This is a genomic window from Rathayibacter sp. AY1F8 (assembly GCF_002932165.1).
Taxonomy (GTDB): Bacteria; Actinomycetota; Actinomycetes; order Actinomycetales; family Microbacteriaceae; genus Rathayibacter.
Genome location: NZ_PSVB01000002.1, coordinates 1 through 25,441 on the forward strand (window position 1 = coordinate 1; position 25,441 = coordinate 25,441).

Consider the following 25,441-nt stretch of genomic DNA (forward strand, 5'->3'; position numbering starts at 1 on the left):
GGGGAGAGGCGGGCGGGCCGCTCGGCCGCGCGGGAGACCGCGATGCCGTCGAGGACTGCGAGGAGAAGCGCCGCGTCGTCGGCGCCGAACGACGCCGCGGGATGCGCGGCGCGCAGCAGCTCCAGGACGACGTCCTCCGTGCGCGACCAGCCGGCGGTGTGGATCGCGCGGATCTCCGGATCGGTGCCGGCGCGGGAGGCGAAGGCGGTCCACACGATCGCGTCGGGGACGTCCTCGTCCGCGACGCACGCGATCTCGTCGCAGAAGACGCGCAGCCGCACCTCGGCCGAGGGTTCGGCCTCCAGGCGGCTCCGCATCCGCTCGCGGAAGCGCTCCTCGACCCGGGCCATCGCGCCGGCCAGCAGCGCCTGCTTCGTCGGGAAGTGGTGCTGGACGGCCCCCACTGAGACGCCGGCCTCGGCCGCGACGGTACGGATGCTGAGGTGCTCCGCCCCGCGGGCCGAGAGGACGGCGACGACCGCCGAGAGGATGTCGCTCCTGCTCTCGCGCCGATCCGGCATGGCGTCCCTCTCGTTCGACTGCTCGAGCAGGCTACGCTCTCGGACATGACCAATACGACCGTATTGCCACCCCGTGCCGGAGCCGGCCGCCGCATCGCGACCCTGGACGTCGTCCGCGGTGTCGCGATCATCGGGACCCTCGGCACGAACATCTGGATCTTCTCCCACCCCTGGGGGATGCTCGGACTGCTCTCCGTCCCGGTGACGCCGGAGACCTCCTCCTCCGCCGGGACTGCGCAGCTCCTGCTGATGGCGCTGGCGCAGGGCAAGTTCCTCGCCCTCCTCTCCCTCGCCTTCGGGGTGGGCCTCGCGATCCAGCACGCCTCCGCGGTCCGGCGCGGGACGCGCTGGCCGGGCCGCTACCTCTGGCGCGCGACGCTCCTCCTCCTGGACGGCGCGGTCAACTACGTGCTGATCGCGGAGTTCGACGTCCTCATGGGATACGCCGTCACCGGAGCGGTCGTCGCCTGGCTGCTGCTCACCCGGCCGACGACGCAGCGCCGCGTGATCCTCGTCTGCGGCGCTCTGCACGTCGTCCTGATCTCGGCGCTCGTGGCGCTCGTGGCGGCGAGCCCGGACGGTGCCGGACAGGGGCCGACCGGCCGGAGCCCCTACGCGGACGCGTCGTTCCTCGGACTCGCCGCCATCCGGTTGCAGAACGCGGGCGTCTTCCGTGCGGAGCCGGTGCTCATCGGGCTCCTCAGCCTCGCGATGTTCCTCCTCGGCGCGCGCCTCCATCGGGCGGGGGTCCTCGCCGCCGAGGGCGCGTCACTCCGCCGTCGCATGATGGTCCTCGGCGCCCTCGCCCTCCCCGTCGACCTCGCGCTGGGCGTCGGGGGGAGCGCCGCCGGTCTGCTCGCCGAGCGCTACCTCGTCGCGCCCCTGGTCGGGCTCGGCCTGCTCGCGGCCCTCGCCGAGGCCTGCCTCCGCCGGGGCGCCGAGGGCTGGGCGGCACGCCGGGCGCGGGAGGTCGGCCGGGTCGCCCTGAGCGCCTACCTCCTGCAGAACCTGCTCGGCGGCGCCCTCTTCTACGGCTGGGGACTCGGGCTGGCGGTGACCGCCGCGCAGTGGCGCGTCCCGGCGACCGTCGGAGCGTTCCTGCTCATCGCGGCGGTCGTCGTGCTCGCGGCGCACCTGTGGCTGCGCCGGTTCGAGCTCGGTCCGGTGGAGTGGCTCTGGAAGCGGGGCGAGCGGATCGGTGTCCGCGCGCCCCGCTGACCGGAGGGGGACCTACGCGAGGAGCTCCGCGGCGCCGGTGCGCAGGGCGGCGAGGCGGGACGAGACGGCCGACCGGCGGGCGTCGGCGTCGGAGTCGTGCGACCAGGCGTCGAGGTAGAGCTTGACCTTCGGCTCCGTGCCGCTCGGGCGCGCGATGAGACGGGCACCGTCCAGGGAGAAGCGGAGCGCGTCGGTCGGGGGCAGCGCGCCGCCCTCGGCGAGCAGGTCCTCGCTCCGCTCGACGGCGAGCCCGCCGATCGCGGTCGGAGGCGTCGCGCGCAGTCCGGCCATGATCCGGCCGATCTCGGAGAGGTCGGTGACGCGGAGCGAGATCTGCTCCGATCCGAAGAGCCCGAACCGCTCGGCGAACGACTCCAGCTCGTCGTCGATCGTGCGCTCCTCGGCGGCGAGCGCGCTCGCGAGGGAGAGGAAGGCGAGCGCGGCCGAGACGCCGTCCTTGTCGCGGACCGTCCCGGGGTTCACCAGGTAGCCGAGCGCCTCCTCGTAGCCGAAGACGAGGTCGGGGACGCGCGAGATCCACTTAAAGCCCGTGAGCGTCTCGGCGAAGTCGAGGCCGTAGTCGGCCGCCACGGCACCGAGGGCGGGGGAGGAGACGATCGAGCAGGCGAGCGCTCCTCCGGTGCGGCCCTCGCGGCGGGCCTGCTCGGCGGCGCGCCAGCCGAGCAGCGCTCCGACCTCGTTGCCGGTGAGGCGCCGGAAGCCCTCCGGGGCGGAGGCGTCGGGCACGGCGGCGGCGAAGCGGTCGGCGTCCGGGTCGTTGGCCACGATCAGCTGCGCGCGACCGGAGCGCGCGGTCGAGAAAGCGAGGTCGAGGGCGCCCGCCTCCTCCGGGTTGGGGAACGCGACCGTGGGGAACGCCGCGTCGGGCTCGATCTGCTCGACCACGACGGCCGGCTCGTCGAATCCCGCCGCGGAGAGCACCCGGTGCGCCGTCTCCCAGCCGACCCCGTGCATCGCCGTGTAGACGATGCGCAGCGGAGCGGACTGGCGGCCGACGGCGGCCGTCGCCTCGATGTAGGCGGCGACCACGGACTCGTCCGCGAGCCGGTACTCGCCGCGCGGCAGCTCCGGAACGCGCCGGTCCCGCGCGACCGCGAGGATCCGCTCGGCGATCTCGGAGTCGACCGGCGGCACGATCTGCGAGCCCTCGTCGGCGCCGCCGAGGTACACCTTGTAGCCGTTGTCCTGCGGCGGGTTGTGGCTCGCCGTGACCATCACTCCGGCGTCGGCGCCGAGGTGGCGCACGGCGAAGGCCAGCACGGGGGTGGGCAGGAGCCGGGGCAGCAGCACCGCGTCCACGCCGGCGCCCGCCATCAGCGCGGCGGAGTCCTCCGCGAAGACGCGCGAGTTCTTCCGGCCGTCGTAGCCGATCACGACCACGGGCCGCTGGACGCCCTGCGCCAGCAGGAAGTCGGCCAGGCCGACGGCGGCCTGCGAGACCAGCACGCGGTTCATCCGGTTGGATCCCGCCGCGATGGCGCCGCGCAGGCCCGCGGTGCCGAACGCCAGGCGGGCGCCGAAGCGGTCCTCGAGCTCGGCGCGGGCGGAGGCGTCGCCCGAGTCGGAGGCGGTCAGCAGGCCGACCAGCTCCTCCCGCGTCTCCGGGTCGGGGTCCTGGGCGAGCCAGGCCTCGGCGAGCTCCCGGACGTCGGCGCTCACAGGGCGCCCGTGATCCCGGCGAGCAGGCGGGCGAGGTCGTCCTCGGCGTCGCGGCCGGCCTCGAGCACCTCCTCGTGGCTGAGGGGGGTCTTCTGGATGCCGGCGGCGAGGTTCGTGATGAGCGACATGCCCAGCACCTCCATGCCCGCCTCGCGCGCGGCGATGGCCTCGAGGGCGGTCGACATGCCGACGATGTGGCCGCCGATGATCTTCGCCATCTGCACCTCGGCCGGGCTCTCGTAGTGCGGCCCGCGGAACTGCACGTACACGCCCTCGTCCAGCTCAGGACGCGTCCCGCGGGCGAGGTCGCGCAGGCGCGAGGAGTAGAGGTCGGTGAGGTCGACGAAGGTCGCGCCCTCGAGCGGCGAGTCGGCGGTGAGGTTGATGTGGTCGCTGATCAGCACGGGGGTCCCGGGCGTCCAGTGCTCCTTGATGCCGCCCGCGCCGTTGGTGAGGATCATCACCGTCGCGCCCGTCGCGGCGGCGGTGCGGACGCTGTGCGCGACGCGGCGCACGCCGTAGCCCTCGTAGTAGTGGGTGCGGGCGCCGATGATCAGCGCGCGCCTGCCGGTGGGGAGCAGGACGGAGCGCAGGGTGCCGCCGTGCCCGTGCACGGCCGGCTTGGAGAAGCCGAGGATCTCGGTGGCCTCCACCGTCGCGGTCGTCTCGCCGATCGCGTCGGCGGCCTTGCCCCAGCCGCTGCCGAGGGTGAGGGCGATGTCGTGCTTCTCGACCCCTGTCGCCTCGGCGATCTGAGCGGCCGCGCGGGCCGCGATCTCGAAGGGATCGGCGTCGGGGGCGTCGAGCGGGTGCAGGGTCTGGTCGGACATCCTCCCACCCTACCGACGGGCTGCGCGGCGGCGGAGGGCGACTCCCGCGGCCGATCCGACACCCCGCGATTGGGCGAACACTCAGTGAGAGAGGACAATGGGAAGCATGGCTTACGAGTTCGAGCGCGCGCAGAGGATCGCTGTACTCGGAGGGGGGCCGGGCGGCTACGAAGCCGCCATCGCGGGAGCGCAGCTCGGCGCTGAGGTCACCCTGGTCGAGCGGGTCGGAGTGGGCGGCTCGGCCGTCATCACCGACGTCGTCCCGTCGAAGTCGCTCATCGCGACGGCGGAGGCCACCAACGCCATCGGCGAGGCCGCCGACCTGGGCGTGCAGTTCTTCACCCGCTCGGAGCAGAACAAGCCGGTGCGCCCGGACGTGGCGGTCAACCTGGCGACGGTGAACAAGCGCCTGCTCGGGCTCGCGCGCCAGCAGTCCGAGGACATGCGCGCGAACCTGGTGCACCACGGCGTGCGCATCGTCCAGGGGGACGGGCGCCTGGACGGCTCGAACGCCTTGATCGTCTCCACGGCGGCCGGCGGCGAGGGCATGGACTTCGACCGCATCGAGGCGGACACGATCGTGGTCTCGGTGGGCGCCAGCCCCCGTGTGCTCCCGACCGCGGCTCCCGACGGCGAGCGCATCCTCAGCTGGACCCAGCTCTACAACCTCAAGTCCGTCCCCGAGCACCTGATCGTGGTGGGCTCCGGCGTGACCGGCGCGGAGTTCGCCTCCGCCTACCGTGCGCTCGGCGCCCGCGTGACCCTCATCTCCTCCCGCGACCAGGTGCTGCCCGGCGAGGACGCCGACGCGGCCGCCGTGATCGAGAACGTCTTCAAGCGCAACGGCATGGTCGTGCTCTCGAAGTCGCGCGCCGACCGCGTCGAGCGGACCGAGAAGGGCGTGCAGGCCGTGCTCTCGGACGGACGTGTCGTCGAGGGCTCGCACTGCCTGATGGCCGTCGGCTCCGTGCCGAACACGGCGGGCATCGGCCTCGAGGACGCGGGGGTGCAGCTGACGGAGTCGGGGCACATCCGCGTCAACCGCGTCGCCCGCACCAGCGTCCCCTCGATCTACGCGGCCGGGGACTGCACCACGTTCCTCCCGCTCGCCTCCGTCGCCGCCATGCAGGGCCGCACCGGCGTGTTCCACGCGATGGGCGACGCCGTGAACCCGACCGAGGTGCGCAACGTCGCGGCGAACATCTTCACGCAGCCCGAGATCGCGACCGTCGGGTGGAGCCAGCGCGAGATCGAGGAGGGCATCGCGCAGGGCGAGATCTACAAGCTCCCGCTCGCCGCGAACCCGCGGGCGAAGATGATGGGCATCCGCGACGGCTTCGTCAAGCTGTTCGCGCGCACCGGCTCCGGCACCGTCATCGGAGGCGTCATCGTCGCTCCGAAGGCGAGCGAGCTGATCTTCCCGCTCGCCCTCGCCGTGGAGCACCGCCTGACCGTCGACCAGGTCGCGCGGGCCTTCACCGTCTACCCGAGCCTCACCGGCTCGATCTCGGACGCCGCGCGCGCCATGCACATCGTCACCTGACGCGCCACTCCGCCGGGCCGCGCGGGGTGCGGCCCTTCATCGGCAGAGCGCACGACCGGGAATCGCGTGCGAAGCGATTGACGGCAGCGCGACGCGACCCGCTCGGCGGTACCACTCACGTCGAGGAGCCGACCGCGCCGGGCCGCGCGGGGAGCGGCCCGGAACGGGCTCAGACGATCTGGAGGAGCACGTGTCCCGCGGGGACGGTCGCTCCGGCCGTCGCGTCGAGGCCCTTCACGACGCCGTCCTTGTGGGCGGTGAGCGGCTGCTCCATCTTCATCGCCTCGAGGACGACGACCAGGTCGCCGGTGACGACCGTGTCGCCCTCGGCGACGGCGACCTTGACGATGGTGGCCTGCATGGGCGAGGCGACGGAGTCGCCCGTGACGGTGCTGACGGAGGAGGAGCCGCGGCGCTTCGGGGAGGCGGCAGCGGCCCCGCGGGCGGGTCCCGAGCCGACCAGGTCGCCGGGGAGAGTGACCTCGACGCGGCGCCCGTCGACCTCGACGACCACGTTCCGGCGGGCCGCCGGCTCGTCGGTCGCTCCGGGCTCGCCGCTCCAGGCCGGGATCGTGTTCTCGAACTCGGTCTCGATCCAGCGGGTGTAGATCGTGAAGGGCGCGCCGCCCTCGGGGGCGAAGGCCGGGTCCTCGACGATCGCGCGGTGGAAGGGGAGGACTGTCGGCAGTCCGGTGACCTCGAACTCGGCGAGGGCGCGGCGCGAGCGCTCCAGCGCCTGCTCGCGGCTGTCGCCGGTGACGATCAGCTTCGCGAGGAGCGAGTCGAAGGAGCCGGAGATCACGTCGCCGGCGACGACGCCGGAGTCGACGCGGACGCCGGGTCCGCCGGGGGCCTTGAAGACGTGCACCGGGCCCGGAGCGGGGAGGAAGCCGCGGCCCGCGTCCTCGCCGTTGATGCGGAACTCGAAGGAGTGGCCGCGGGGCTCCGGGTCGTCGTAGTCGAGCACGCCGCCCTCGGCGAGGCGGAACTGCTCGCGCACGAGGTCGATGCCGGTGATCTCCTCCGACACGGGGTGCTCGACCTGGAGGCGGGTGTTCACCTCGAGGAAGGACACCGTGCCGTCCTTGCCGATCAGGAACTCGCAGGTCCCGGCGCCGAGGTAGCCGACCTCCTGCAGGATCGCCTTCGAGGCGCGGTAGAGCTCGGTGTTCTGCGCATCCGTCAGGAACGGCGCGGGCGCCTCCTCGACGAGCTTCTGGTGGCGGCGCTGGAGGGAGCAGTCGCGGGTGGAGACCACGACGACGTTGCCGTGCGCGTCGGCCAGGCACTGGGTCTCGACGTGGCGCGGCTGGTCGAGGTACTTCTCGACGAAGCACTCGCCGCGGCCGAAGGCGGCGACGGCCTCGCGCGTGGCGGAGGCGAACAGCTCCTCGACCTCGTCGCGCTCGCGGGCGACCTTGAGGCCGCGACCGCCGCCGCCGAAGGCCGCCTTGATCGCGACGGGGAGGCCGTACTGGTCCACGAACTCGAGCACCTCGGCGGCGCCGGAGACGGGGTTGAGGGTTCCCGGGGCCAGCGGCGCGCCGACCTTCTCGGCGACGTGGCGGGCCGAGACCTTGTCGCCGAGGCGCTCGATGGCCTCGGGGCCGGGGCCGATCCAGATCAGGCCGGCGTCGATGACGGCGCGGGCGAAGTCGGCGTTCTCGGCGAGGAAGCCGTAGCCGGGGTGCACGGCGTCGGCACCGGAGCGGCGGGCCACCGAGAGCAGCTTGTCGATGACGAGGTAGGTCTCGGCGCTGGTCGTCCCGCCGAGGGCGTAGGCCTCGTCGGCGAGGCGGCTGTGCACGGCGTCGCGGTCCTGGTCGGCGTAGACGGCCACGGAGGCGATCCCGCTGTCGCGGGCGGCGCGGATGACTCGGACGGCGATCTCGCCCCGGTTGGCGACGAGCACCTTCGTAATCTTCGGCATGGTCCCCAACCCTAGGGGGCGGCTCCGCCCGGCCCGGCGCGGCTCACCACAAAGAAGCGGAGGGCCTTCGTCGGTTCCTCACAAGGGCGGGACGGGCCTCAGCGGTTCCAGAGCGCGGTCCAGTCGACGCCGAGGCTCCGCACCAGAGTGCGGAGGGTCGGCACCGACATCCCGATCACCGTCGAGGGGTCGCCCTCGATCGCGGTGATGAAGCCGGCGCCGCGGCCGTCGATGGTGAAGGCGCCGGCCACCTCGAGGGGCTCGCCGGTGGCGACGTAGGCGTCGATCTCGGCGTCGTCGATGTCGTCGGCGAACGTGACGGCGGCGGAGGTGACCGCTCCGGCCTCGGCGACGATCCTCCCGCCGCGGTGGTCGACGAGCCAGTGGCCGGAGTGGAGGCGGCCGGTGCGACCGCGCTGGGCGCGCCAGCGCTCCCGCGCCCGCTCCGGCTCGTGCGGCTTGCCGTGGACGACCCCGTCGAGGACAAACGCGGAGTCGCCGCCGAGCACCAGACCGTCGATGTCCGGGCGCAGGACGGCGTGCGCCTTGGCGCGGGCGAGCAGCGAGACGGTGGCGTCCGCGTCCAGCGCCGCGCCCCGCTCCTGCTCGGCCCGGGCGACGGCCGCGGGCTCGTCCACCTCGGAGGGGACGACGACGGGCTCGATCCCGGAGGCCCGCAGCAGCGCGAGGCGCGCGGGGGAGGTGGAGGCGAGGTAGAGGCGCACGAGGGCTCCCTGCGGCCGGGCCCACGCTGTGGGATGCTCGACGGATGGCACAGACCCCGTCCCGAGCATCCGCCCGCCCCGACGGGGCCGACGACGCACTCGGGACCGAGATCGAGCTCGACATTAGCAACGTCGCCCACGGCGGCGTGTTCGTCGCCCGGCACGAGGGCCGCGTCGTCTTCGTCCCGGACGTCCTCCCCGGCGAGCGCGTGCGGGCGCGGATCAGCGAGGTCCGGCACGACAGCTTCTGGCGTGCCGAGGCGCTCGAGGTGCTCGAGGCGTCCGAGCACCGGGTGGAGCACGTCTGGCCCGAGGCCGCCCTCGACCGCCGCCCGGAGGAGCGCGTCGGCGGCGCCGAGCTCGGCCACGCCGACCTGGCCTACCAGCGCGAGCTGAAGCGCCTCGTGCTCGTCGACTCCTTCTCCCGCTTCGCCCGTCGCGAGATCGAGGTGGAGGTCGCGCCGATCGGCGGGGACGACGCGTCCGGCGGCCTCGGCTGGCGCACGCGGAACCGCCTCCACGTCGACGACGACGGACGGGTCGGCCCCTACGCGGCACGCAGCCACCACGTCGTCACCGTGGAGTCGCTGCCCCTCGCGACCGCCGATTCCTCCCTGGCCGCACCGCTCGGCGAGCGCCTCGCTCCCGGCTCGGTGGTCGACCTCGTCGACGCGGCCGGGTCCGAGGGAGCCGCGGTGCTCGTGCACGACCCCTCCGACAAGCGCGCCCGCCGCGACCGCACGGTGGTGAGCGAATTCGTCGCCGACCGCACCTTCCGGGTCGACCGCACCGGCTTCTGGCAGGTGCACCGCGGAGCCGCCGCCGCGCTCTTCGAGGCCGTGCAGGCCGCCGTCGACGCGGACGCGGCGGACCCGTCGGCCGCCAACCACGACCTCTACGGCGGGGTGGGCCTGCTCGCCGCGGCGCTGGCCGACCGCCTCGGCGCCGGAGTGCGCGTGACCAGCGTCGAGAGCGACTCCCGCGCCACCGAACACGCGCTCGAGAACCTGGCCGACCAGGTCGGCGCCCGCGCGGTGACCGCCCGCGTCGACCGCTACCTCCGCGACGTCGTCGCCCAGGCCGATGCGCGCGAGCGGGCGCGGTGGCGCGCGGCGACCGTGGTCCTCGACCCGCCGCGCTCGGGCGCCGGCCGAGCGGTCACCGACGCTCTGGCGGAGCTGCGGCCGGCGCAGCTCGTCTACGTCGCCTGCGACCCGGTCGCGCTCGCCCGCGACGTGGGCGCCCTGACCGGGGCCGGCTACGAGCTCGAGCGCCTCGAGGGCTTCGACCTCTTCCCGCACACCTCCCACGTGGAGGCCGTTGCGCGACTGGTCCGCCGAGAGGACTGACCGCGGGCCCGCGCCTGCGTACCATGGGCGGGATGGAGCCCCACGTCGACGCAGCCGAGGCCCCGCGCGTGCGCGTGGCGATCGTGGACGACCACGAGTCGGTGCGCCTGGGCGTGGCCGCCGCCGTCGAGAGCGCGGGGATGCAGGTGGTCGCCGCCGCCGAGACCGTCCAGGCCCTCGAGAGCACGATCGGCGGCGCCGAGATCGAGGTGCTCGTCCTCGACCTGTCCCTGAACGACGGCTCGAGCATCACCAGCAACGTCAAGTGGGGGCAGGTGCGCGGCTCCGCCGTCCTCGTCCACAGCATCGCCGACCGCGTCGTGGCCGTGCGGGAGGCGCTCGCCGCGGGAGCGGCCGGCGTCATCCCGAAGTCCTCGCCCATGTCGACGGTCGTCGCCGCGATCCGCACGGTCGCCCGCGGCGAGGTCCTCAACAATCTGGAGTGGGCCTCGGCCATCGACGCCGACGACGACTTCGCGCGGGCCGTGCTCGGTCGTCGCGAGCGCGACGTCCTGCACCTCTACGCCTCGGGGCTGCCGCTGAAGCTGGTGGCCGAGCGGCTGCAGATCTCGGTGTCGACGGCGAAGGAGTACCTCGACCGGATCCGCGACAAATACGTCGAGATCGGCCGTCCCGCCCCGACGAAGGTCGATCTGCTGCGGCGCGCGGTGGAGGACGGCATCCTGCCGGGCATCGACCCGGACGACGGCGATGGCGGGCGCTGAGGCGCCGATCGCCCGCCGCAACGCCGGGCGCGAGCGGATCGACCGGATCATCAGCACGGTCGTGTCGTTCTTCGGCTTCGGCTTCGGCGTGCAGACCGTCCCGCCGATCCTCGCCCAGCTGCCCCTGCTGCGCCCCGAGGTGGCCTGGCCGGTGCTGGTGCTGGTCTTCGGATCGCTCACCGCCGCCGTGGTCACCGCCGTGCTGCGGCGCGGCACGCGGATCACGGCGGTCCTGGTCGCGGTCGGTGTCCTCGTGGCCCTCCTGACCTGGCCGGCCGCCGTCGCCACCGGGGGCGCGAACCGCGAGACCCCGTGGATCTGGTACCTGCTGACCATCGGCACCGCCTTCTGCACGATCGCGGCTCCCCTCCGGATCGCGATCGCGTACGTGTCGGTGACGACCGTGCTGTTCGGGCTGCTGCGCGTCCTCCCCTCCGGCGGCGGGGCGGAGCCGACCCGCGCGATCCTCGACGCCGCCTACGTGGGCATCGTCGGCTTCGTGATGCTGGTGCTGATCACCGTGCTCCGGCAGTCGGCCGACCAGATCGATCGCGCGCAGACGACGGCCATGGAGCAGTACGAGGCGGCGATGCGCCAGCACGCCGGCGAGGTGGAGCGGGTCGAGGTCGACGCCCTGGTGCACGACAACGTGCTCGCGACGCTGCTCTCCGCCGCCTCCGCCGAGTCGCCGGCCGAGCGTGCGCTGGTCTCCTCGATGGCGCAGCGCACCCTCGCCGTGCTGCTGCCCGACCACGAGCCGGAGCCACCCGAGGGGCTGGTCCCGCTCGAGCTCCTGCAGCGCCAGCTCGCCCACGCGGCGTCCACCTTCGGGACCGAGATCGCAGTCGCGACGGCCGACGGAGTGGATCCGCGCGCGACGACGCTGCCGCGCCCGGTGGCCGAGGCGCTGCTCGGCGCGGTCTGGCAGGCGCTCGCCAACAGCGTTCAGCACGCGGGTCCGAGCGGCAGCGTCCACCGCGCCGTGCACGGGCTGCTGGGCGACGGCGCGGTGGAGGTCGTGGTGGAGGACGACGGCCGCGGCTTCCGGCTCGCCGACGTCCCGCGCGAGCGGCTGGGCATCCGGCTCTCCATCCTCGAGCGGGTGCACAACGCGCGGGGATCGGCGCGGGTCGACTCGACTCCGGGCGAGGGCACCCGTGTCGTCCTCTCCTGGCGGGCGGACGCGGGAGGAGGGCCGTGATCGCCTACCCGCGCCCCCTGCTCCACGCGCTCGGCGCCGGCTTCTCGCTGTACCACGTGGTGCTCGCCTTCTTCTCCTTCCGCATCTCCCCGGCCACGCCGGCCGACCTCGTCGCGGTCGCGCTGTACGTCGCGGCGACCGTCGTCGCCCTCTGGCCGGGAGCGACGACCCGGCTCGCCCTGCCCGTCGCGGTCGGGATGACCGCGGTCGCCGTCGCTCTGCCGCTGCTGGTCGCGCCCTCGCTCGATCCGGGTGCCTCCAACGGCTACTCCACCTGGTACATCGCCGCGGTCGGCACCCTCATGACGATCGTGTGCGCCCGCCGGCGCGCGGCCTGCGCCTGGGTCGGCGTCGGCTTCCTGATCGTGCACACCGTGTTCTGGGCCGGCCCGGCCGCGCTGGCCACTCTCGGCGTCGTCGGGGGGATCGCCTGGGTCGCGATCGCGCAGCTGCTCATCGTCGAGCTCGGGCGCGCGGGCTCCGAGGCGCGCGTGCTCGAGGCGGCCGAGCGCGCGGCCGCGTCGTGGCGGGCCGCGGAGGAGGCGCACCTCACGGAGCGCGAGGTCCGGCTGGAGCAGACCCGTGCCCTCGCCGCCGACATGCTGCTGCGCATCGCCGAGCCGGGACCGGGCCTCACCGACGAGGAGCGGCGCGAGTGCCGGCTGCTCGAGGCGGCCGTGCGCGACGAGATCCGCGGCCGGCGGCTGCTGGACGACGAGGTGCGGCGTCTCGTGCTCGACGCGCGGCGGCGGGGGGTGACCGTCTCGGTGCTCGACGACGGCGGCCTCGACCGCACCTCCGAGGGCGAGAGCCGACGGGTGCTGGGGGAGCTCGCCCAGGCTCTGAGCGGGATCCGCGAGGAGGTCGACCGCGTGGTGGTGCGCACCGCGTCGGCCGACTCGGCGTCAGCCGTCACGGTCGTGGGCCTGCGGACGGCCGGCGACGGCAGCGCGGGCGCCCTCGGCTCCGACGACGCGGGGGACGAGGTCGACGCCTGGGTCGAGATCCGGCGCGACGGCGTCGGCGGACGGGACGTCTGAGCGGCGGAGAGCGCGCGGGACGGCGCGGCCGTCCGCCTGCGCAGCGACCGGCGGCGACCCCCCCCGGAGGGCGTGCGGATGTCGGATCGGTGCCGCGGGCGGTACGCTCCGGCTCTCAGCACGGCTCAAGTCTCGGCGCGCCCGGTCTCTCGGAGCGGACCGATCGTCGGCGCGGCACGATGGTGAGCAGAGCTTTCACGAGCAGGGCCCGTCGAGCGCACAGCGCGTGATGAGAAGAGCCCGTTAACGGAGTGCGGCGGGCCGTCCACTCCTCCGAAGAGGGGGCCCGGCCCGCCGTCAAACCCCGAGTGAGGGTAACAACCCGAATATTACCCTCACTCGCCCCCAACACACCCGCCTGCTTACCCTGGTCGGCGAGTGATTGGCGGTGCCCCTTCCGAAGGAGGAGCACCGTACGTCCACTAGTGTGCTCGCTCCGCCAGGAGGCGCATAGTCAGCACTTTAGGGGACTAATCGGGGGACAAATTTCACGTTCCGCGTCGCGGATCGCTCGTTCCCCGACGGGCTGCGTCTGCGAGTCCGCTCAGCCGGAGAAGGAGCGCCACGCTCCGGGTGCCGGCCGCAGCGGCCCGCGGACCGCCGCGGCGCGGTCGTTCCAGCCCCCGCTGAGCTCCTGCGGGGTCTCCGGCTCGGCCTCGGTGCGAGAGGTCAGTGCGGTGACGACGGCCGTGACGGCGGCGATCTCGGCGGCGTCGAGGCCGGGGGTGGAGATGACGACGGCGGGTGCGGAGTCGGAGGCGGTCATCCCGCGACGCTATCGCATGCCGTTCACGGCGCCGGTCGGCGGGGCATGGCTATGCTGACGCCGGATGCCGCCGGAGCGTCGTCCGTCCGTTGCGAACAGGAGCGTCCCCGCATGCCGACGTGGTTCCCGAGGAGCGGTGCCGCGGCGCTGCGCCCCCTGCGTCTGCTGGTCCGGAGGTCGCCGGCGGCCGTCTCGGTCGTCCTGGTCCTCCTGGCCGCGAGCGCGATCACGGGGACGCTCGTCGCCCCCGCGGGAGCCGAGACGACGGCCTGGTGGGCGGCGGGCCCGATGACGACCCTCGACGGCCGTCCGTGGACGGCCGTGACCGCCCTCCTGATCGCGGCGGACCCGCTGCAGCTGCTCCTGGACGTCGTGCTGGTGCTCCCGATGCTCCTCGCCGCGGAGCGCCGCCTCGGCTCGGCCCGCACCCTCCTCGCCTTCCTCGTGACCGGCGCCGTCGGGATCGTCGTCGGGTCCTCCGTGCAGTCGATCGGCGCTCTCGTCGGGGAGTGGTGGGCGGGCGACACCGTCGGCGACCACACCTTCGACCCGCTGATCGGCGCGGTCGGCGCCCTCATCGGCTCGACCGCCTTCATGGGCGCTCTGTGGCGTCGCAGGCTCCGGGTGACCGTCTTCGCCGTCGTGCTGATGTTCGTTCTCTACGCGGGCGACTCCGCCGACGCGTACCGGCTCCTCGCGGGCGGCGCGGGGCTCGTGCTCGGCGCGGTGCTCGCGCGGGGAGCGGCGGGGCTGCGTCCGCAGCGTCCGGCGCCGAGCTCGCACCGCGAGTCCCGGGGGCTGCTGGCGGCGGTCGTCGTCGTCACCGCGATCGGTCCGCTCGTCGCCGTCCTCTCGGACTCGGGCTACGGTCCGTTCTCGTTCCTCGGCCGACTGCTGCAGAGCGCCTTCACGGGGACGACGGACCTCGAGGACCCGTGCAGCCGCGCCCTCCGGCACTGCGCGCACCACGTGAAGCTGAGCCTGGTCGCCCCCGGGCCGATCCTGCTGACGTTCGTCCCGCTCCTCCTCCTGCTCGTCGCCGCCTACGGCCTGCGCTCCGGGCGCCGCTTGGGCCTGCTGCTGGCGGTCGGGGTGAACATCGCGATCGCGATCCTGGAGGTCTTCTCCCTCCAGCGCGCCGCCCGTCACCCCGAGTTCCTGTACTACGCCGAGTACCTGCTCTGGGTGGCGACGACGGTGCTGGTGCCGCTGGCCGTCGTGGCGATGCTCGTGTTCGGGAGGAGGCACTTCCGCATCCGCGCGCCCCGTGCCGCCGCGAGGCTCTGGACGCGGGTCGTCGCCATCGCCTTCGTCGTGTCCCTCGGCGGCTACCTGGCGCTCTCGGCCGGCGTGCGCACGAGCTTCGAGCCGCTCCTGGGCCTCGGGAGACTCCTCCTGGACGGGCTGCTGCGCTTCGTCCCGGTGAGCTTCCTCGGCGGCGCCGGACTGCTCGCCGTGCCGCGGGAGCCCGTCGCGCGGATCGTCTTCGAGTGGGTCGGCCCGGTGTTCTGGCTCGTGGTCGTCGTCGCGGTGGTCGCCCTGCTCCGGGCCACCGACGTGCAGCGGAACCGCGGCGACGAGGCGCGGTACCGCGCGCTCCTGTCCCTGCACGGCGCCGGCAGCCTCGGCCATCAGGGGACCTGGGAGGGCAACGCGCACTGGATCTCGGCCGACGGGACCGGCGGAGTCGCCTACCGGGTGATCGGCGGCGTGGCGATCACCCTCTCCGACCCGGCCTGCGCTCCCGAGCGGCGGGAGGACGTCGTGGCCGAGTTCGTGCGTTTCTGCGACGAGCGCAGCTGGACGCCCGTCTTCTACAGCATCCACGACGAGCTGCTCCCCGTCTTCGACCGGCTCGGCTGGTCGCGCCTCTCGGTCGGCGAGGAGACGATCATCGAGCTCTCCTCCTTCGAGCTCACCGGCAAGCGGTGGCAGAAGGTGCGCTACCCGCTCACGCGCGGCATCAAGCTGGGCATCGAGGCGCAGTGGACCAGCTGGCCCGAGCTCTCCCTCGGCATGGCCAACCAGATCGTCGACCTGTCGGAGCGCTGGGTCGCCGAGAAGGCGCTGCCCGAGATGGGCTTCACCCTCGGTGGGATCGACGAGGTCCGCGATCCCGACGTCGCCCTCCTGCTCGCGGTCGGACCGGACGGCGTGCTGCAGGGGGTGACGAGCTGGCTGCCCGTGCATCGGGAGGGGCGCGTGGTCGGCTGGACCCTCGACTTCATGCGCCGCTCCGACGACTCGATGCCCGGCATCATGGAGTTCCTCATCGCCTCCGCGGCGCTGCGCGTCAAGGAGGAGGGCGCCGAGTTCCTCTCGCTCTCGGGCGCACCGCTCGCCACCGCACCGGTCGAGGAGGGGGAGGAGCCTCCGGAGCCGACGGTCCTCTCGCGCCTGCTCGAGTTCCTCTCGCGGACTCTCGAGCCGGCCTACGGCTTCACGTCGCTGTTCCGCTTCAAGGCCAAGTTCCACCCGCGCTACGCGGGCCTCTGGATGACCTACGCCGACGCGCTGCAGCTGCCCCGGATCGGAGCCGCGCTGGGTCGCGCCTATCTGCCCGACCTCTCCGCCGCGCAGGCGCTGGCGTTCGCGCGGGTGGTCGGGGCGAAGCCGGAGGAGAAGCCGTCCGAGGCGTCCGCGGCGAAGCCGGATGCTCCGGCCGCCAGGGCAGGCGCTCCTGCGGCGAAGGCGGGTGCTCCGACAGCCGAGCCGGACGGTCCTGGGGTGAAGGCGGGTGCTCCTGCGGTCAAGGCGGGTGCTCCGGCTGCGAGGGCGGATGCCCGGGAAGCGGAGCCCGATTCCGCGACAGGGAAGCCGGACGCTTCGGCCGCGGAGCCGGACGCTCCCGTCGTGCGGCCCGATGCTCCCGCGGAGTCCGCTGCCCGACGGACCGGGCCCGGCTCCTCCGACTGATCGTTCCGCCCCTCCGCCCCGCGAGGAGGTGGGCGCAGCGGAACGCCGCGGCACGGACGGTCTCCCGTCTCCTGCCGCGGCGTCCGAGCAGGCCGGGTCAGAGCGGGATGTTGCCGTGCTTCTTCGCGGGCAGGTTGGCGCGCTTGGTGCGCAGCGCCCGCAGCGCCTTGATGACGGAGACACGCGTCGCCGAGGGTTCGATCACGCCGTCGAGCTCGCCGCGCTCGGCCGCGAGGAACGGGCTCGCGACGTTGTAGGTGTACTCGTTCGCCAGGCGCGTCCGGACGGCTGCGACGTCCTCACCGGCCTCCTCCGCCTTGCGGATCTCGTTGCGGTAGAGGATGTTCACCGCGCCCTGGCCGCCCATCACGGCGATCTCGGCGGTCGGCCACGCGAGGTTGATGTCGGCTCCCAGCTGCTTGGACCCCATCACGATGTACGCGCCGCCGTAGGCCTTGCGCAGGATGACCGTGACCAGCGGCACGGTCGCCTCGGCGTAGGCGTAGAGCAGCTTCGCGCCGCGGCGGATGACGCCGGTCCACTCCTGGTCGGTGCCGGGCAGGTAGCCCGGGACGTCGACCAGGGTCAGGATCGGCAGCGAGAACGCGTCGCAGAAGCGGACGAAGCGGGACGCCTTCTCGCCCGCCTCGATGTTCAGCGTGCCCGCCATGGCGCTCGGCTGGTTCGCGATGATGCCGACGGAGCGGCCCTCGACGCGGCCGAAGCCGATCATGATGTTCGGCGCGAACAGCGGCTGCACCTCGAGGAAGTCGCCCTCGTCGACGATGTGCTCGATGACGGTGCGCATGTCGTACGGCTGGTTCGGGCTGTCCGGGATGACCGTGTCGAGGAAGCGGTCCGCGTCGGTCGTCTCGAGATCGACCTCGGTCTCGAAGACGGGTACCGGCGACAGGTTGTTGTCCGGGAGGAAGGAGAGGAGCGTCCGCGCGTAGTCGAGCGCGTCGTTCTCGTCGCTCGCGAGGTAGTGCGAGACGCCCGAGATCTTGTTGTGGGTCAGCGCGCCGCCGAGCTCCTCCATGCCGACGTCCTCGCCGGTGACGGTCTTGATCACGTCGGGCCCGGTGACGAACATCTGGCTGGTCTTGTCGACCATGATCACGAAGTCGGTCAGGGCGGGGGAGTAGACCGCGCCTCCCGCGGCAGGGCCGCAGATGATCGAGATCTGGGGGATCACGCCGCTCGCCGCGGTGTTGCGGCGGAAGATCTCGCCGTACTTGCCGAGGGCGACCACGCCCTCCTGGATCCGTGCTCCGCCGGAGTCGAGGATGCCGATGATCGGGACGCCGGTCTTCAGGGCGAGGTCCATCACCTTGATGATCTTCTCGCCGGCCACCTCGCCGAGCGAGCCGCCGAAGATCGTGAAGTCCTGCGAGTACACGGCGACCTGGCGGCCGTGGATGGTGCCGGTGCCGGTGACGACGGCGTCGCCGTAGGGTCGCTTCTTCTCCATGCCGAAGGCGTGGGTGCGGTGGCGGACGAACTCGTCCAGCTCGACGAACGAACCCGGGTCGAGGAGGGTGTCGATCCGCTCCCGTGCGGTCATCTTGCCCTTGGCGTGCTGCTTCTCGATCGCCGCCTCGCCACTGGCCGTGACGGCCTCGTGGTAGCGGTTCCTGAGGTCCGCGATCTTCCCCGCGGTCGTGTACAGATCGGGCGCGGGACGTTCGGTGTTCGCGGTCACCCGCTCACCCTACCGGCGGGGCGGACGCCTCCTCTTGTCGCACTCGCACAGGGAGGGCCGCTCCGAACGGGAGGATCCGGACAAGGGCGGGACGTCGCGAGCGGCGCTCGGAGCGGCCTCGCGGGAGCCGCCGCTACCGTGGCGGCATGCTCCTCCCGCTCTCCTCCGCCGTCTCCCCCCGCGTCCTCGCGCTCGAGTCGGCGGGGTCGACGAACGACGAGCTCCGCGAGCGGGCTGCCGCCGACCCCGCCGTGTGGCCGCACCTCTCCGTCGTCGCCACCGGCGACCAGCGCGCCGGGCGCGGCCGGCTGGGGCGCGTCTGGCAGGCGCCCGCGGGCCGCACGCTCGCGGCCTCGACTCTGGTCGACGCCTCCGCCCTCGGCGCCGAGGCCTCCGGCTGGCTGCCGCTCGTGGCCGGCGCCGCTCTCGCCCGGGCCCTCGCACCCCTCGTCGACGGGGACGTCGCCGTCAAGTGGCCCAACGACGTCCTGATCGACGGCCGGAAGGTCGCGGGGATCCTCGCCGAGCGCCTGCCGGACGGACGGGTCGTCGTCGGCACCGGTGTGAACCTGCTGCTGACGGAGGCGGAGCTGCCGGTCCCGACCGCCACCTCGCTCGCCCTCGCCGGAGCACGGACGACGAGCGCCGACGAGGTGCTCGCCGCGTTCCTGACCGGATTCCAGGGGCTGCTGGCTCCGCTGCTCGCCCAGGGCGACGCCGAGGCCTCCGGAGCGGCCGCCGCCGTCCGCGCCTCTTGCGGCACCCTCGGAACGCGCGTCCGGCTCGAGCTGCCCGACGGCACGCAGGAGGAGGGGACCGCCGCCGCACTCGCCCCGGACGGCTCGCTCCTGCTCGAGCAGGGCGGCGCGCTGCGCTCGTTCACGGCCGGCGACGTCACGCACCTGCGCTCCTGATGGCCAGGACCGACCCCGCCGACCGCGAGCTGGCGCGGCTGACCCCGCGCGCCCGCCGGGCGGTCGCACCGGTCGTCGGCCTCCTCCTGCTCACCTGGACGGGCTTCTACTTCGCCGCGCAGTTCGAGCTCGCCCTGCAGCGCTGGATCATCGGGCTCGGCACCGCACTTCTGGTGCTGCTCCTCTGCGCTCCCGGGATCGCGGGCTGGGCGAGCGTGCGCTACCGCGTCACCGCCTCCGGCCTCAGCGCGCGCCGGGGCGTGGCGTCGATCCGGCGGGCCGAGGTGGTCTTCGATCGGAGGATGGAGGTCGTGGTCGAGCGCTCCCTCGGCCAGCGCCTCGCCCGGTGCGGGGACGTCCGGATCCTGCAGGCGGGAGCCGAGGTGTTCGTGCTGCGGGACCTGCCGGATCCGGAGCTCACGGCCGACCTGCTGCGGGAGGCGATCGGCGCGGCTCCCGCTCTCGAGCCGGAGTGGCCGCCGCCCGCGTGAGCGCGTCGGGGCCTCGGTAGCATGGAGCCGCCCCGCGCCAGCGGGCGGAGACGGAGGAGCGCCATGCGCGTCGGCGTGATCGGGGGCGGCCAGCTCGCCCGGATGATGATCCCCGCGGCGGTGGAGCTCGGCATCGAGATCGCCGTGCTCGCCGAGAGCGAGGGCGCCCCGGCGGGGCTCGCCGCGACACGGGTCGGCGACCACCGCGACGAGGCGACCGTGCTCGCCTTCGCCGAGACCGTGGACGTGGTGACGTTCGACCACGAGCACGTTCCCCAGCCGATCCTCCGCGAGCTCGTCGCCCGCGGCGTCGCCGTGCACCCCGGCCCCGACGCCCTGCTGTTCGCCCAGGACAAGCTGATGATGCGGCGCCGCCTGACCGAGCTCGGCGTGCCCGTGCCCGAGTGGGCCGAGGTCTCCTCCGCCGAGGAGCTGGGGGAGTTCCTGGCCGAGCACGGCGGCAGCGCCGTGGTGAAGACCGCGCGCGGCGGCTACGACGGCAAGGGCGTGCGCGTGGTGCGCGGCGCCCACGAGGCGGACGACTGGTTCACCGCCCTCGCCGAGGACGGCCGGGGCGGCTCGCTCCTGGTCGAGGAGCTGGTGGGCTTCCGCCGCGAGCTCGCGCAGCTCGTCGCTCGGCGCCCCTCCGGCGAGAGCATCCTCTGGCCGGTGGTGGAGTCCGTGCAGCGCGACGGCGTCTGCGCCGAGGTGATCGCTCCGGCCCCCGCGTCCGCCGGCCGGCTCGCATCAGCCGCGGCCGAGATCGCGCAGACGATCGCCGACAGCCTCGGGGTCACCGGCGTCCTGGCCGTCGAGCTGTTCGAGACGACGGACGACCGGATCCTGGTCAACGAGCTGGCCATGCGCCCGCACAACAGCGGCCACTGGACGATGGACGGATCGACCACGTCGCAGTTCGAGCAGCACCTGCGCGCGGTCCTCGACCTGCCGCTCGGCGCGACGGGCTGCCGCGATCCGTGGACCGTGATGGTCAACGTGCTCGGCGGCCCGGTGGGGGAGTCGCTGACCGACCGCTATCCGCGGGTGCTCGCCGATCACCCGGGCGTGAAGGTGCACAACTACGGCAAGGAGCCGCGACCGGGCCGCAAGGTCGGGCACGTGAACGCCACCGGCGACGACCTCGACCTCGTGGTCTACGAGGCTCGCGCGGCGGCGGCCGTTCTCACGGACTGACCCGTACGATGGTCGCCGTGACGAGCCTGCCGACCTCCCCGACCCCTGCCGGACCCCTCTCGTGAGCGCGGACGCGCTCGTGAACGGGCACGCGCCGCTCGTCGGCGTCGTGATGGGCTCGGACTCGGACTGGTCCGTCATGCAGGCGGCGTCCGCCGTCCTCGCCGAGTTCGGCGTGGCGCACGAGGTCCGCGTCGTCTCCGCGCACCGCACCCCGGAGGCGATGATCGCGTACGGACGCGAGGCCCGCGGCCGCGGCCTGAAGGTCGTCATCGCGGGGGCGGGCGGAGCCGCCCACCTCCCCGGCATGCTCGCCGCCGTGACCTCGCTCCCCGTCGTCGGAGTGCCGGTCCCGCTCGCCCGACTCGACGGGCTCGACTCCCTCCTCTCGATCGTGCAGATGCCCGCGGGCGTCCCCGTCGCCACCGTCTCCATCGGCGGAGCGCGGAACGCCGGACTGCTCGCGGTGAAGATCCTCGCGACCGCGGACGACGCCCTCTCCGCAGCGCTCGACGCCTTCGCCGCCGACCTCGAGGTGCAGGTCGCCGCGAAGAACGACGCCCTGGTGGCGGGCCTGTGACGGCCGTCGCCCTGCCGCTGCGGCACCCGGACGTCGCCTCCCGCGCCTTCATGACGCGGCGGGCGTGGTGGCTGCTGATCGTCAACCTGCTGGTGCCCGGGTCCGCTCAGGTCCTCGCGGGCAACCGCCGGCTCGGGCGCCTGGGGCTCGGCTTCACCCTCGGGCTCTGGGTCGCCCTCCTGGTCGCGGTGCTCCTCTACTTCGTCTTCCCGACCGGCCTCTACACGCTCGCGACCTTCGACCTCTCGATGCTCGCGCTCCAGGCCGCGCTCGTCGTCTACGGGGTGGTCTGGGCCGTGCTGACGCTCGACACCCTCCGCCTGATCCGCGTCGTCCGGGTGCGCCCGCGGATGCGCGGAGTGCTCGCGTTCGCGACGATCGCGCTGATGGCGGTCTCGGTCGGCACCACCGCCTACGGCACCTACCTGCTCGGCGTGACCCGGGGGACGCTGTCGTCGATCTTCGGCGGTGGAGCGATCGAGCAGCCGATCGACGGCCGCTACAACGTGATGCTCCTCGGCGGCGACGCGGGGGAGGACCGCGACGGTCTGCGCCCCGACAGCATCTCGGTGGTCAGCATCGACGCGTCGAGCGGCAAGGCCTCGATCATCGGCGTCTCGCGCGAGTTCGTCGACTTCCCGTTCCCCGAGACCAGCCCGATGCACGAGCTCTATCCCGACGGCTACGACACCGACAACTGCGCCGTCGACGTCTGCAAGCTCAACTCGGTCTACACCGAGGTCGAGCTGAAGCACCCGGAGCTCTACCCCGACGCCGTCGACCACGGCAGCGAGCCCGGCATCGAGGCGATGCGCGACGCGGTCGAGGGCATCCTCGATCTGAGGATCCAGTACTACGCGCTGATCGACATGGAGGGCTTCGCCCAGCTGATCGACGCGCTCGGCGGCATCGACATCGACTACGTGGCCGACGAGCCGCTGCCCCTGGGCGGGCTGCCCGACTCCGACGGCGTGATGCAGGGCGTGAACCAGTGGATCGATCCCGGGCACTGGCACTTCAACGGCGAGCAGGCGCTCGCCTACGCCCGCTCGCGCTACACCACGAGCGACTACGACCGGATGGCGCGCCAGCGGCAGGTGCAGGAGGCGCTGCTCGCCCAGTTCGAGCCGGGCAACGTCCTCGCCAAGTTCCAGGACGTCGCGTCCGCCGGGTCCCAGGTCATCAAGACGGACGTCCCGCAGGGGATGCTCGGCTACTTCGTGCAGCTGGGGCTCAAGACGAAGTCGCAGCCGGTGGATCCGATCGAGCTGGTCCCGCCGGCCGTCGACCCGGAGGACCCGGACTACGACGTCGTGCACTCGCTGGTGAGCGCCGGACTGTCGGGCGACTCCGCGCCGTAGACGGCCGGGTGCCGCACGCCTCAGAGGTCGGCGTGCAGCGCCCAGACGCGCTCCGCGGAGTCGCGCCAGCTGAAGGCGCGGGAGCGGTCGCGGCCGGCCACCGACATCCGCTCGCGCAGACCGGTGTCGGCGAGCACGCTGCTCATGGCGAGGGCGAGGCGGTCCGGGTAGTCCTTCGCGTCGCCGCGCTCGACGGCGACGCCGGCGTCCGCGGCGACCTCCATCAGCGCGGGGTCGTCGGAGTGCACCACCGGCACTCCGAAGTGCATCGCCTCGAGCACGGGCAGGCCGAAGCCCTCGGCGATGCTCGGGTAGACGAAGAGGGTGGCCCGCGAGAGGACGACGGCGAGGTCGGCGTCGCTGAGGACTCCCAGGGCGCGCACGCGCGTCTCGTCGAGGCCCTGCTCGTCGGCGACGGAGGCCACGTCCAGGTCGCCCCAGCCGGTCGGGCCGACCAGGAGCAGCGGGATCGCCGGCGCGGACGCTCCTCCGAAGGCCGCGATCAGCGAGACCAGGCCCTTGCGCGGCTCCAGCGTGCCGACGCTCAGCACGTACTCCGGGGGGAGGCCCAGCGCCGTGGCGCGCTCGTCGGCGTCCTCCGGGACGACTAGGCCGGAGCCGACGGCTCCGCCGATCACGCGCAGTCGATCGCCGAAGTCCATCAGCTGGGAGAGCTGGTGGGCGACGGCGTGGGTGGGGACGACCACGGCGTCCGCGTGCTTGCGGGCGCGCTTGGCCATCGCCCGGTGCCACTTCGCGCCGTGCGGGGTGAGGGTCGCGGGATGCGTCCACGGCACCGTGTCGTGGATCGTGACGGCGATCTGCTCGCCCTCGCTCCCGTCGTGGCTGCGCAACGGGGCGAAGAGGCTCGGGGCGTGGATCATGCCGCCGCCGGCCGGGATGGCGATCCCGTACTGCCAGGCGCGCGAGAGCTCGCGGCGCCCGAGCGGCAGCCGGTGGATGCGCGCGAGGCCGGGCAGGCGCAGGCGCAGCTCCTCCTCCTTCTCGGGCGGGTGGGCGGAGACGACGGCCTCCACCTCGCAGTCGCGGGGAGCCGTCGCGATCAGCTCGCGGGTGAGCTCCTCGGTGTAGCGGCCGATGCCGCCGGGCACGCGGGCGAGCATCTGGTCGACGACGACGCGGAGAGTGGTGGTCACGGGGTCACCGCCTCGAGGGGTGCGGCGGCGAGCGCGTCCTGCCAGGAGCGCAACTGCGGCAGGCCCGCCCGGCTCCAGCCGTCGTGTCCGAGGACCGAGTAGGCCGGACGCGGAGCGGGGCGGACGAACGAGCCGCTGTCGGTCGGGCGCAGGCGCTCGGGATCCAGGCCCGCCTTGGCGAAGACGGCACGGGCGAAGCCGAGCCAGGTCGTCTCGCCGGAGCTGGTGCCGTGGTAGACGCCGGCCGGGGCCTCCGCGTCGACCAGCTCGATCAGGCGCGCGGCGAGGTCGGCGGTCCAGGTGGGCTGGCCGTGCTGGTCGTCGACCACGGTCAGCGTCTCGTGCGCGCCCGCCAGTCGCACCATCGTCTTAGCGAAGTTGCCGCCGTGCTCGCCGTAGAGCCAGGCCGTGCGGACGACGTACCCGCGCTCCGGGTTGGCCTCGAGCACCAGGCGCTCGCCCTCGGCCTTCGTGCGGCCGTAGGCCGAGATCGGGTTCCGGGGGTGGTCCTCGGAGTAGGGGGTCGTCGCGGAGCCGTCGAAGACGTAGTCGGTGGAGACCTGCACGAGTGCGGCTCCCGTCTCGGCGGTGGCGAGGGCGAGGTTGCGCGCTCCGACGGCGTTGACGCGGTGCGCCTCCTCCTCGTCGGTCTCGGCGTCGTCGACGCGGGTGTACGCGGCGCAGTTCACCACGGCGTCGTGTCCCGCGACGGCGGCGCGCACGGCGTCGAGGTCGGTCACGTCGAGGTCGGAGCGGCCGAGGGCGGTGCTGGGGCGGGAGCCGAGCGCCGCGCGCAGGTCGGTGCCGAGCATGCCGGAGGCGCCCGTGATGAGGAAGGTCACCTCCTCATCATGCCCGAGCGGTCCGTCGGCCGACGGTCGGCGCTCCGGCACGCCGCCGGGTGGCGCAGAGAGGCGTCGCGGGCCCGTGACACGCCGTCGTTACACTGGCGACCGTGCAGATCCGAGAGCTCGACATCCCCGACGTCTACGAAGTGACTCCGCGCCAGTTCCCCGACGATCGCGGGGTCTTCTACGAGTTCTACCGCTTCGACCGCCTGGCCGAGAAGGTCGGGCACCCGCTCTCGCTCCGGCAGGGCAACACCTCCGTCTCGCGGCGCGGCACCGTCCGCGGCATCCACTTCGCGCAGATCCCGCCGTCGCAGGCCAAGTACGTCTCGTGCTTCTCCGGCGCGGTCCTCGACTACGTGATCGACGTGCGCGTCGGGTCGCCGACCTTCGGGCGCTGGGAGTCGATCCTGCTCGACGACGTCGACCGCCGCTCCGTCTACATCGCCGAGGGGGTCGCGCACGCCTTCGTGGCGCTGACCGAGGGCGCCGTGGTCTCGTACCTCGTGAACGCCACCTTCGACCCGGTGCGGGAGAAGGGGATCGACCCGCTCGACGAGCAGATCGGCCTGCGCTTCCCGGAGGAGGCCGGCGAGCTGCTCCTCTCACCGAAGGACACCGACGCACCGACGCTGGCCGAGGCCGAGGCGCAGGGCCTGCTGCCGACCTGGGACGAGGCGCGGGCCTTCTACGCGGAGCTCGACTCCGCGTCCTGACCGCCGATCCGGCGGACGGGCCGCCCGGCGCCGG

Annotated in this window: 22 protein-coding genes; 13 read left to right on the forward strand and 9 right to left on the reverse strand. The window is 73.6% G+C overall.

What is annotated here, in order from left to right; all coding sequences use genetic code 11:
* Nucleotides 1-521: TetR/AcrR family transcriptional regulator (locus C5C35_RS01665; protein ID WP_104262417.1), on the reverse strand; the 521-nt coding region annotated here is incomplete at its 3' end.
* Between the two features lie 45 nt (nt 522-566).
* On the opposite strand from C5C35_RS01665, the gene C5C35_RS01670 reads away from it, so the two are divergent.
* The gene (locus C5C35_RS01670; protein ID WP_104262418.1) at nt 567-1,739 is read left to right on the forward strand and encodes a DUF418 domain-containing protein; all 1,173 of its coding nucleotides are present in this window, start codon (nt 567-569) and stop codon (nt 1,737-1,739) included.
* Between the two features lie 12 nt (nt 1,740-1,751).
* Here C5C35_RS01670 and C5C35_RS01675 read toward each other — a convergent pair whose 3' ends face one another.
* Nucleotides 1,752-3,419, reverse strand: coding sequence for a phospho-sugar mutase (locus C5C35_RS01675; RefSeq protein ID WP_104262419.1), 1,668 nt, complete (start codon nt 3,417-3,419; stop codon nt 1,752-1,754).
* Nucleotides 3,416-4,249, reverse strand: coding sequence for a purine-nucleoside phosphorylase (locus tag C5C35_RS01680; RefSeq protein WP_104238027.1), 834 nt, complete (start codon nt 4,247-4,249; stop codon nt 3,416-3,418). Before C5C35_RS01680 ends, C5C35_RS01675 begins: the two co-directional genes overlap by 4 nt.
* Nucleotides 4,250-4,355: 106 nt before the next feature.
* On the opposite strand from C5C35_RS01680, the gene C5C35_RS01685 reads away from it, so the two are divergent.
* A complete protein-coding gene (locus tag C5C35_RS01685) occupies nt 4,356-5,792 on the forward strand; it encodes an NAD(P)H-quinone dehydrogenase (protein ID WP_104223171.1) in 1,437 nt (478 codons plus the stop codon).
* 169 nt (nt 5,793-5,961) lie between these two features.
* Here the strand turns inward: C5C35_RS01685 and C5C35_RS01690 are convergent, their stop codons facing one another.
* Both C5C35_RS01690 and C5C35_RS01695 read right to left on the reverse strand, forming a co-directional pair.
* Nucleotides 5,962-7,722, reverse strand: coding sequence for a biotin carboxylase N-terminal domain-containing protein (locus C5C35_RS01690; protein ID WP_104262420.1), 1,761 nt, complete (start codon nt 7,720-7,722; stop codon nt 5,962-5,964).
* A gap of 98 nt (nt 7,723-7,820) precedes the next feature.
* The gene (locus tag C5C35_RS01695; protein WP_181027094.1) at nt 7,821-8,447 is read right to left on the reverse strand and encodes a nucleoside triphosphate pyrophosphatase; all 627 of its coding nucleotides are present in this window, start codon (nt 8,445-8,447) and stop codon (nt 7,821-7,823) included.
* A gap of 44 nt (nt 8,448-8,491) precedes the next feature.
* Here C5C35_RS01695 and C5C35_RS01700 point away from each other — a divergent pair, with 44 nt between their 5' ends.
* Genes C5C35_RS01700 through C5C35_RS01715 form a run of 4 tightly spaced genes read left to right on the forward strand, consistent with a single transcriptional unit; the run spans nt 8,492 to nt 12,762 of the window.
* Nucleotides 8,492-9,796, forward strand: a complete 1,305-nt coding sequence (locus C5C35_RS01700; protein WP_146083669.1) for a class I SAM-dependent RNA methyltransferase — start codon at nt 8,492-8,494, stop codon at nt 9,794-9,796.
* Nucleotides 9,797-9,819: 23 nt separating this feature from the next.
* Nucleotides 9,820-10,521 carry a response regulator transcription factor gene (locus tag C5C35_RS01705; protein ID WP_104223169.1) on the forward strand — a complete coding sequence of 234 codons (702 nt, stop codon included), beginning with the start codon at nt 9,820-9,822 and terminating at the stop codon, nt 10,519-10,521.
* Nucleotides 10,508-11,722: a sensor histidine kinase gene (locus tag C5C35_RS01710; RefSeq protein ID WP_104262421.1), complete on the forward strand. Its 1,215-nt coding sequence runs from the start codon at nt 10,508-10,510 to the stop codon at nt 11,720-11,722. Before C5C35_RS01705 ends, C5C35_RS01710 begins: the two co-directional genes overlap by 14 nt.
* Nucleotides 11,719-12,762, forward strand: a complete 1,044-nt coding sequence (locus C5C35_RS01715; RefSeq protein WP_104262422.1) for a hypothetical protein — start codon at nt 11,719-11,721, stop codon at nt 12,760-12,762. The genes C5C35_RS01710 and C5C35_RS01715 overlap by 4 nt, the downstream gene beginning before the upstream one ends.
* A gap of 544 nt (nt 12,763-13,306) precedes the next feature.
* Here the strand turns inward: C5C35_RS01715 and C5C35_RS01720 are convergent.
* Nucleotides 13,307-13,528 (reverse strand): acyl-CoA carboxylase subunit epsilon, encoded by a 222-nt coding sequence (locus C5C35_RS01720; protein WP_104223166.1) that lies wholly within the window; start codon nt 13,526-13,528, stop codon nt 13,307-13,309.
* Nucleotides 13,529-13,639: 111 nt separating this feature from the next.
* Here C5C35_RS01720 and C5C35_RS01725 point away from each other — a divergent pair, with 111 nt between their 5' ends.
* A complete protein-coding gene (locus C5C35_RS01725; RefSeq protein ID WP_181134939.1) occupies nt 13,640-16,444 on the forward strand; it encodes a DUF2156 domain-containing protein in 2,805 nt (934 codons plus the stop codon).
* Nucleotides 16,445-16,541: 97 nt separating this feature from the next.
* On the opposite strand, the gene C5C35_RS01730 is transcribed toward C5C35_RS01725, so the two are convergent.
* Nucleotides 16,542-18,146, reverse strand: coding sequence for an acyl-CoA carboxylase subunit beta (locus C5C35_RS01730; RefSeq protein WP_104262424.1), 1,605 nt, complete (start codon nt 18,144-18,146; stop codon nt 16,542-16,544).
* A 146-nt stretch (nt 18,147-18,292) separates the two neighbouring features.
* On the opposite strand from C5C35_RS01730, the gene C5C35_RS01735 reads away from it, so the two are divergent.
* The 5 genes from C5C35_RS01735 (at nt 18,293) to C5C35_RS01755 (ending at nt 22,686) form a co-directional block, all read left to right on the forward strand.
* Entirely contained in the window at nt 18,293-19,060 is a 768-nt protein-coding gene (locus C5C35_RS01735; protein WP_104262425.1) for a biotin--[acetyl-CoA-carboxylase] ligase, read from the forward strand.
* Nucleotides 19,060-19,551 carry a PH domain-containing protein gene (locus C5C35_RS01740; protein WP_104246680.1) on the forward strand — a complete coding sequence of 164 codons (492 nt, stop codon included), beginning with the start codon at nt 19,060-19,062 and terminating at the stop codon, nt 19,549-19,551. The genes C5C35_RS01735 and C5C35_RS01740 overlap by 1 nt, the downstream gene beginning before the upstream one ends.
* A gap of 63 nt (nt 19,552-19,614) precedes the next feature.
* Entirely contained in the window at nt 19,615-20,745 is a 1,131-nt protein-coding gene (locus C5C35_RS01745; protein ID WP_104246679.1) for a 5-(carboxyamino)imidazole ribonucleotide synthase, read from the forward strand.
* A 112-nt stretch (nt 20,746-20,857) separates the two neighbouring features.
* Nucleotides 20,858-21,325 carry a 5-(carboxyamino)imidazole ribonucleotide mutase gene (purE, locus tag C5C35_RS01750; RefSeq protein WP_104249647.1) on the forward strand — a complete coding sequence of 156 codons (468 nt, stop codon included), beginning with the start codon at nt 20,858-20,860 and terminating at the stop codon, nt 21,323-21,325.
* Nucleotides 21,322-22,686, forward strand: a complete 1,365-nt coding sequence (locus tag C5C35_RS01755; protein ID WP_258062765.1) for an LCP family protein — start codon at nt 21,322-21,324, stop codon at nt 22,684-22,686. Before purE ends, C5C35_RS01755 begins: the two co-directional genes overlap by 4 nt.
* 20 nt (nt 22,687-22,706) lie before the next feature.
* Here C5C35_RS01755 and C5C35_RS01760 read toward each other — a convergent pair whose 3' ends face one another.
* Both C5C35_RS01760 and rfbD read right to left on the reverse strand, forming a co-directional pair.
* Nucleotides 22,707-23,843 carry a glycosyltransferase family 1 protein gene (locus C5C35_RS01760; RefSeq protein ID WP_258066360.1) on the reverse strand — a complete coding sequence of 379 codons (1,137 nt, stop codon included), beginning with the start codon at nt 23,841-23,843 and terminating at the stop codon, nt 22,707-22,709.
* Entirely contained in the window at nt 23,840-24,685 is an 846-nt protein-coding gene (rfbD, locus tag C5C35_RS01765; protein WP_104262426.1) for a dTDP-4-dehydrorhamnose reductase, read from the reverse strand. Before rfbD ends, C5C35_RS01760 begins: the two co-directional genes overlap by 4 nt.
* A gap of 113 nt (nt 24,686-24,798) precedes the next feature.
* On the opposite strand from rfbD, the gene C5C35_RS01770 reads away from it, so the two are divergent.
* Nucleotides 24,799-25,407, forward strand: a complete 609-nt coding sequence (locus tag C5C35_RS01770; RefSeq protein ID WP_104225468.1) for a dTDP-4-dehydrorhamnose 3,5-epimerase family protein — start codon at nt 24,799-24,801, stop codon at nt 25,405-25,407.
* The last annotated feature ends 34 nt before the right edge of the window (nt 25,408-25,441 follow it).

Coding starts and splice junctions, on each gene's coding strand:
- C5C35_RS01670 (WP_104262418.1), top strand. CDS start 567: ATGACCAATACGACCGTATTGCCACCCCGTGCCGGAGCCGGCCGCCGC.
- C5C35_RS01680 (WP_104238027.1), bottom strand. CDS start 4,249: ATGTCCGACCAGACCCTGCACCCGCTCGACGCCCCCGACGCCGATCCC.
- C5C35_RS01685 (WP_104223171.1), top strand. CDS start 4,356: ATGGCTTACGAGTTCGAGCGCGCGCAGAGGATCGCTGTACTCGGAGGG.
- C5C35_RS01690 (WP_104262420.1), bottom strand. CDS start 7,722: ATGCCGAAGATTACGAAGGTGCTCGTCGCCAACCGGGGCGAGATCGCC.
- C5C35_RS01700 (WP_146083669.1), top strand. CDS start 8,492: ATGGCACAGACCCCGTCCCGAGCATCCGCCCGCCCCGACGGGGCCGAC.
- C5C35_RS01705 (WP_104223169.1), top strand. CDS start 9,820: ATGGGCGGGATGGAGCCCCACGTCGACGCAGCCGAGGCCCCGCGCGTG.
- C5C35_RS01710 (WP_104262421.1), top strand. CDS start 10,508: ATGGCGGGCGCTGAGGCGCCGATCGCCCGCCGCAACGCCGGGCGCGAG.
- C5C35_RS01720 (WP_104223166.1), bottom strand. CDS start 13,528: ATGACCGCCTCCGACTCCGCACCCGCCGTCGTCATCTCCACCCCCGGC.
- C5C35_RS01725 (WP_181134939.1), top strand. CDS start 13,640: ATGCCGACGTGGTTCCCGAGGAGCGGTGCCGCGGCGCTGCGCCCCCTG.
- C5C35_RS01735 (WP_104262425.1), top strand. CDS start 18,293: ATGCTCCTCCCGCTCTCCTCCGCCGTCTCCCCCCGCGTCCTCGCGCTC.
- C5C35_RS01740 (WP_104246680.1), top strand. CDS start 19,060: ATGGCCAGGACCGACCCCGCCGACCGCGAGCTGGCGCGGCTGACCCCG.
- C5C35_RS01745 (WP_104246679.1), top strand. CDS start 19,615: ATGCGCGTCGGCGTGATCGGGGGCGGCCAGCTCGCCCGGATGATGATC.
- purE (WP_104249647.1), top strand. CDS start 20,858: ATGGGCTCGGACTCGGACTGGTCCGTCATGCAGGCGGCGTCCGCCGTC.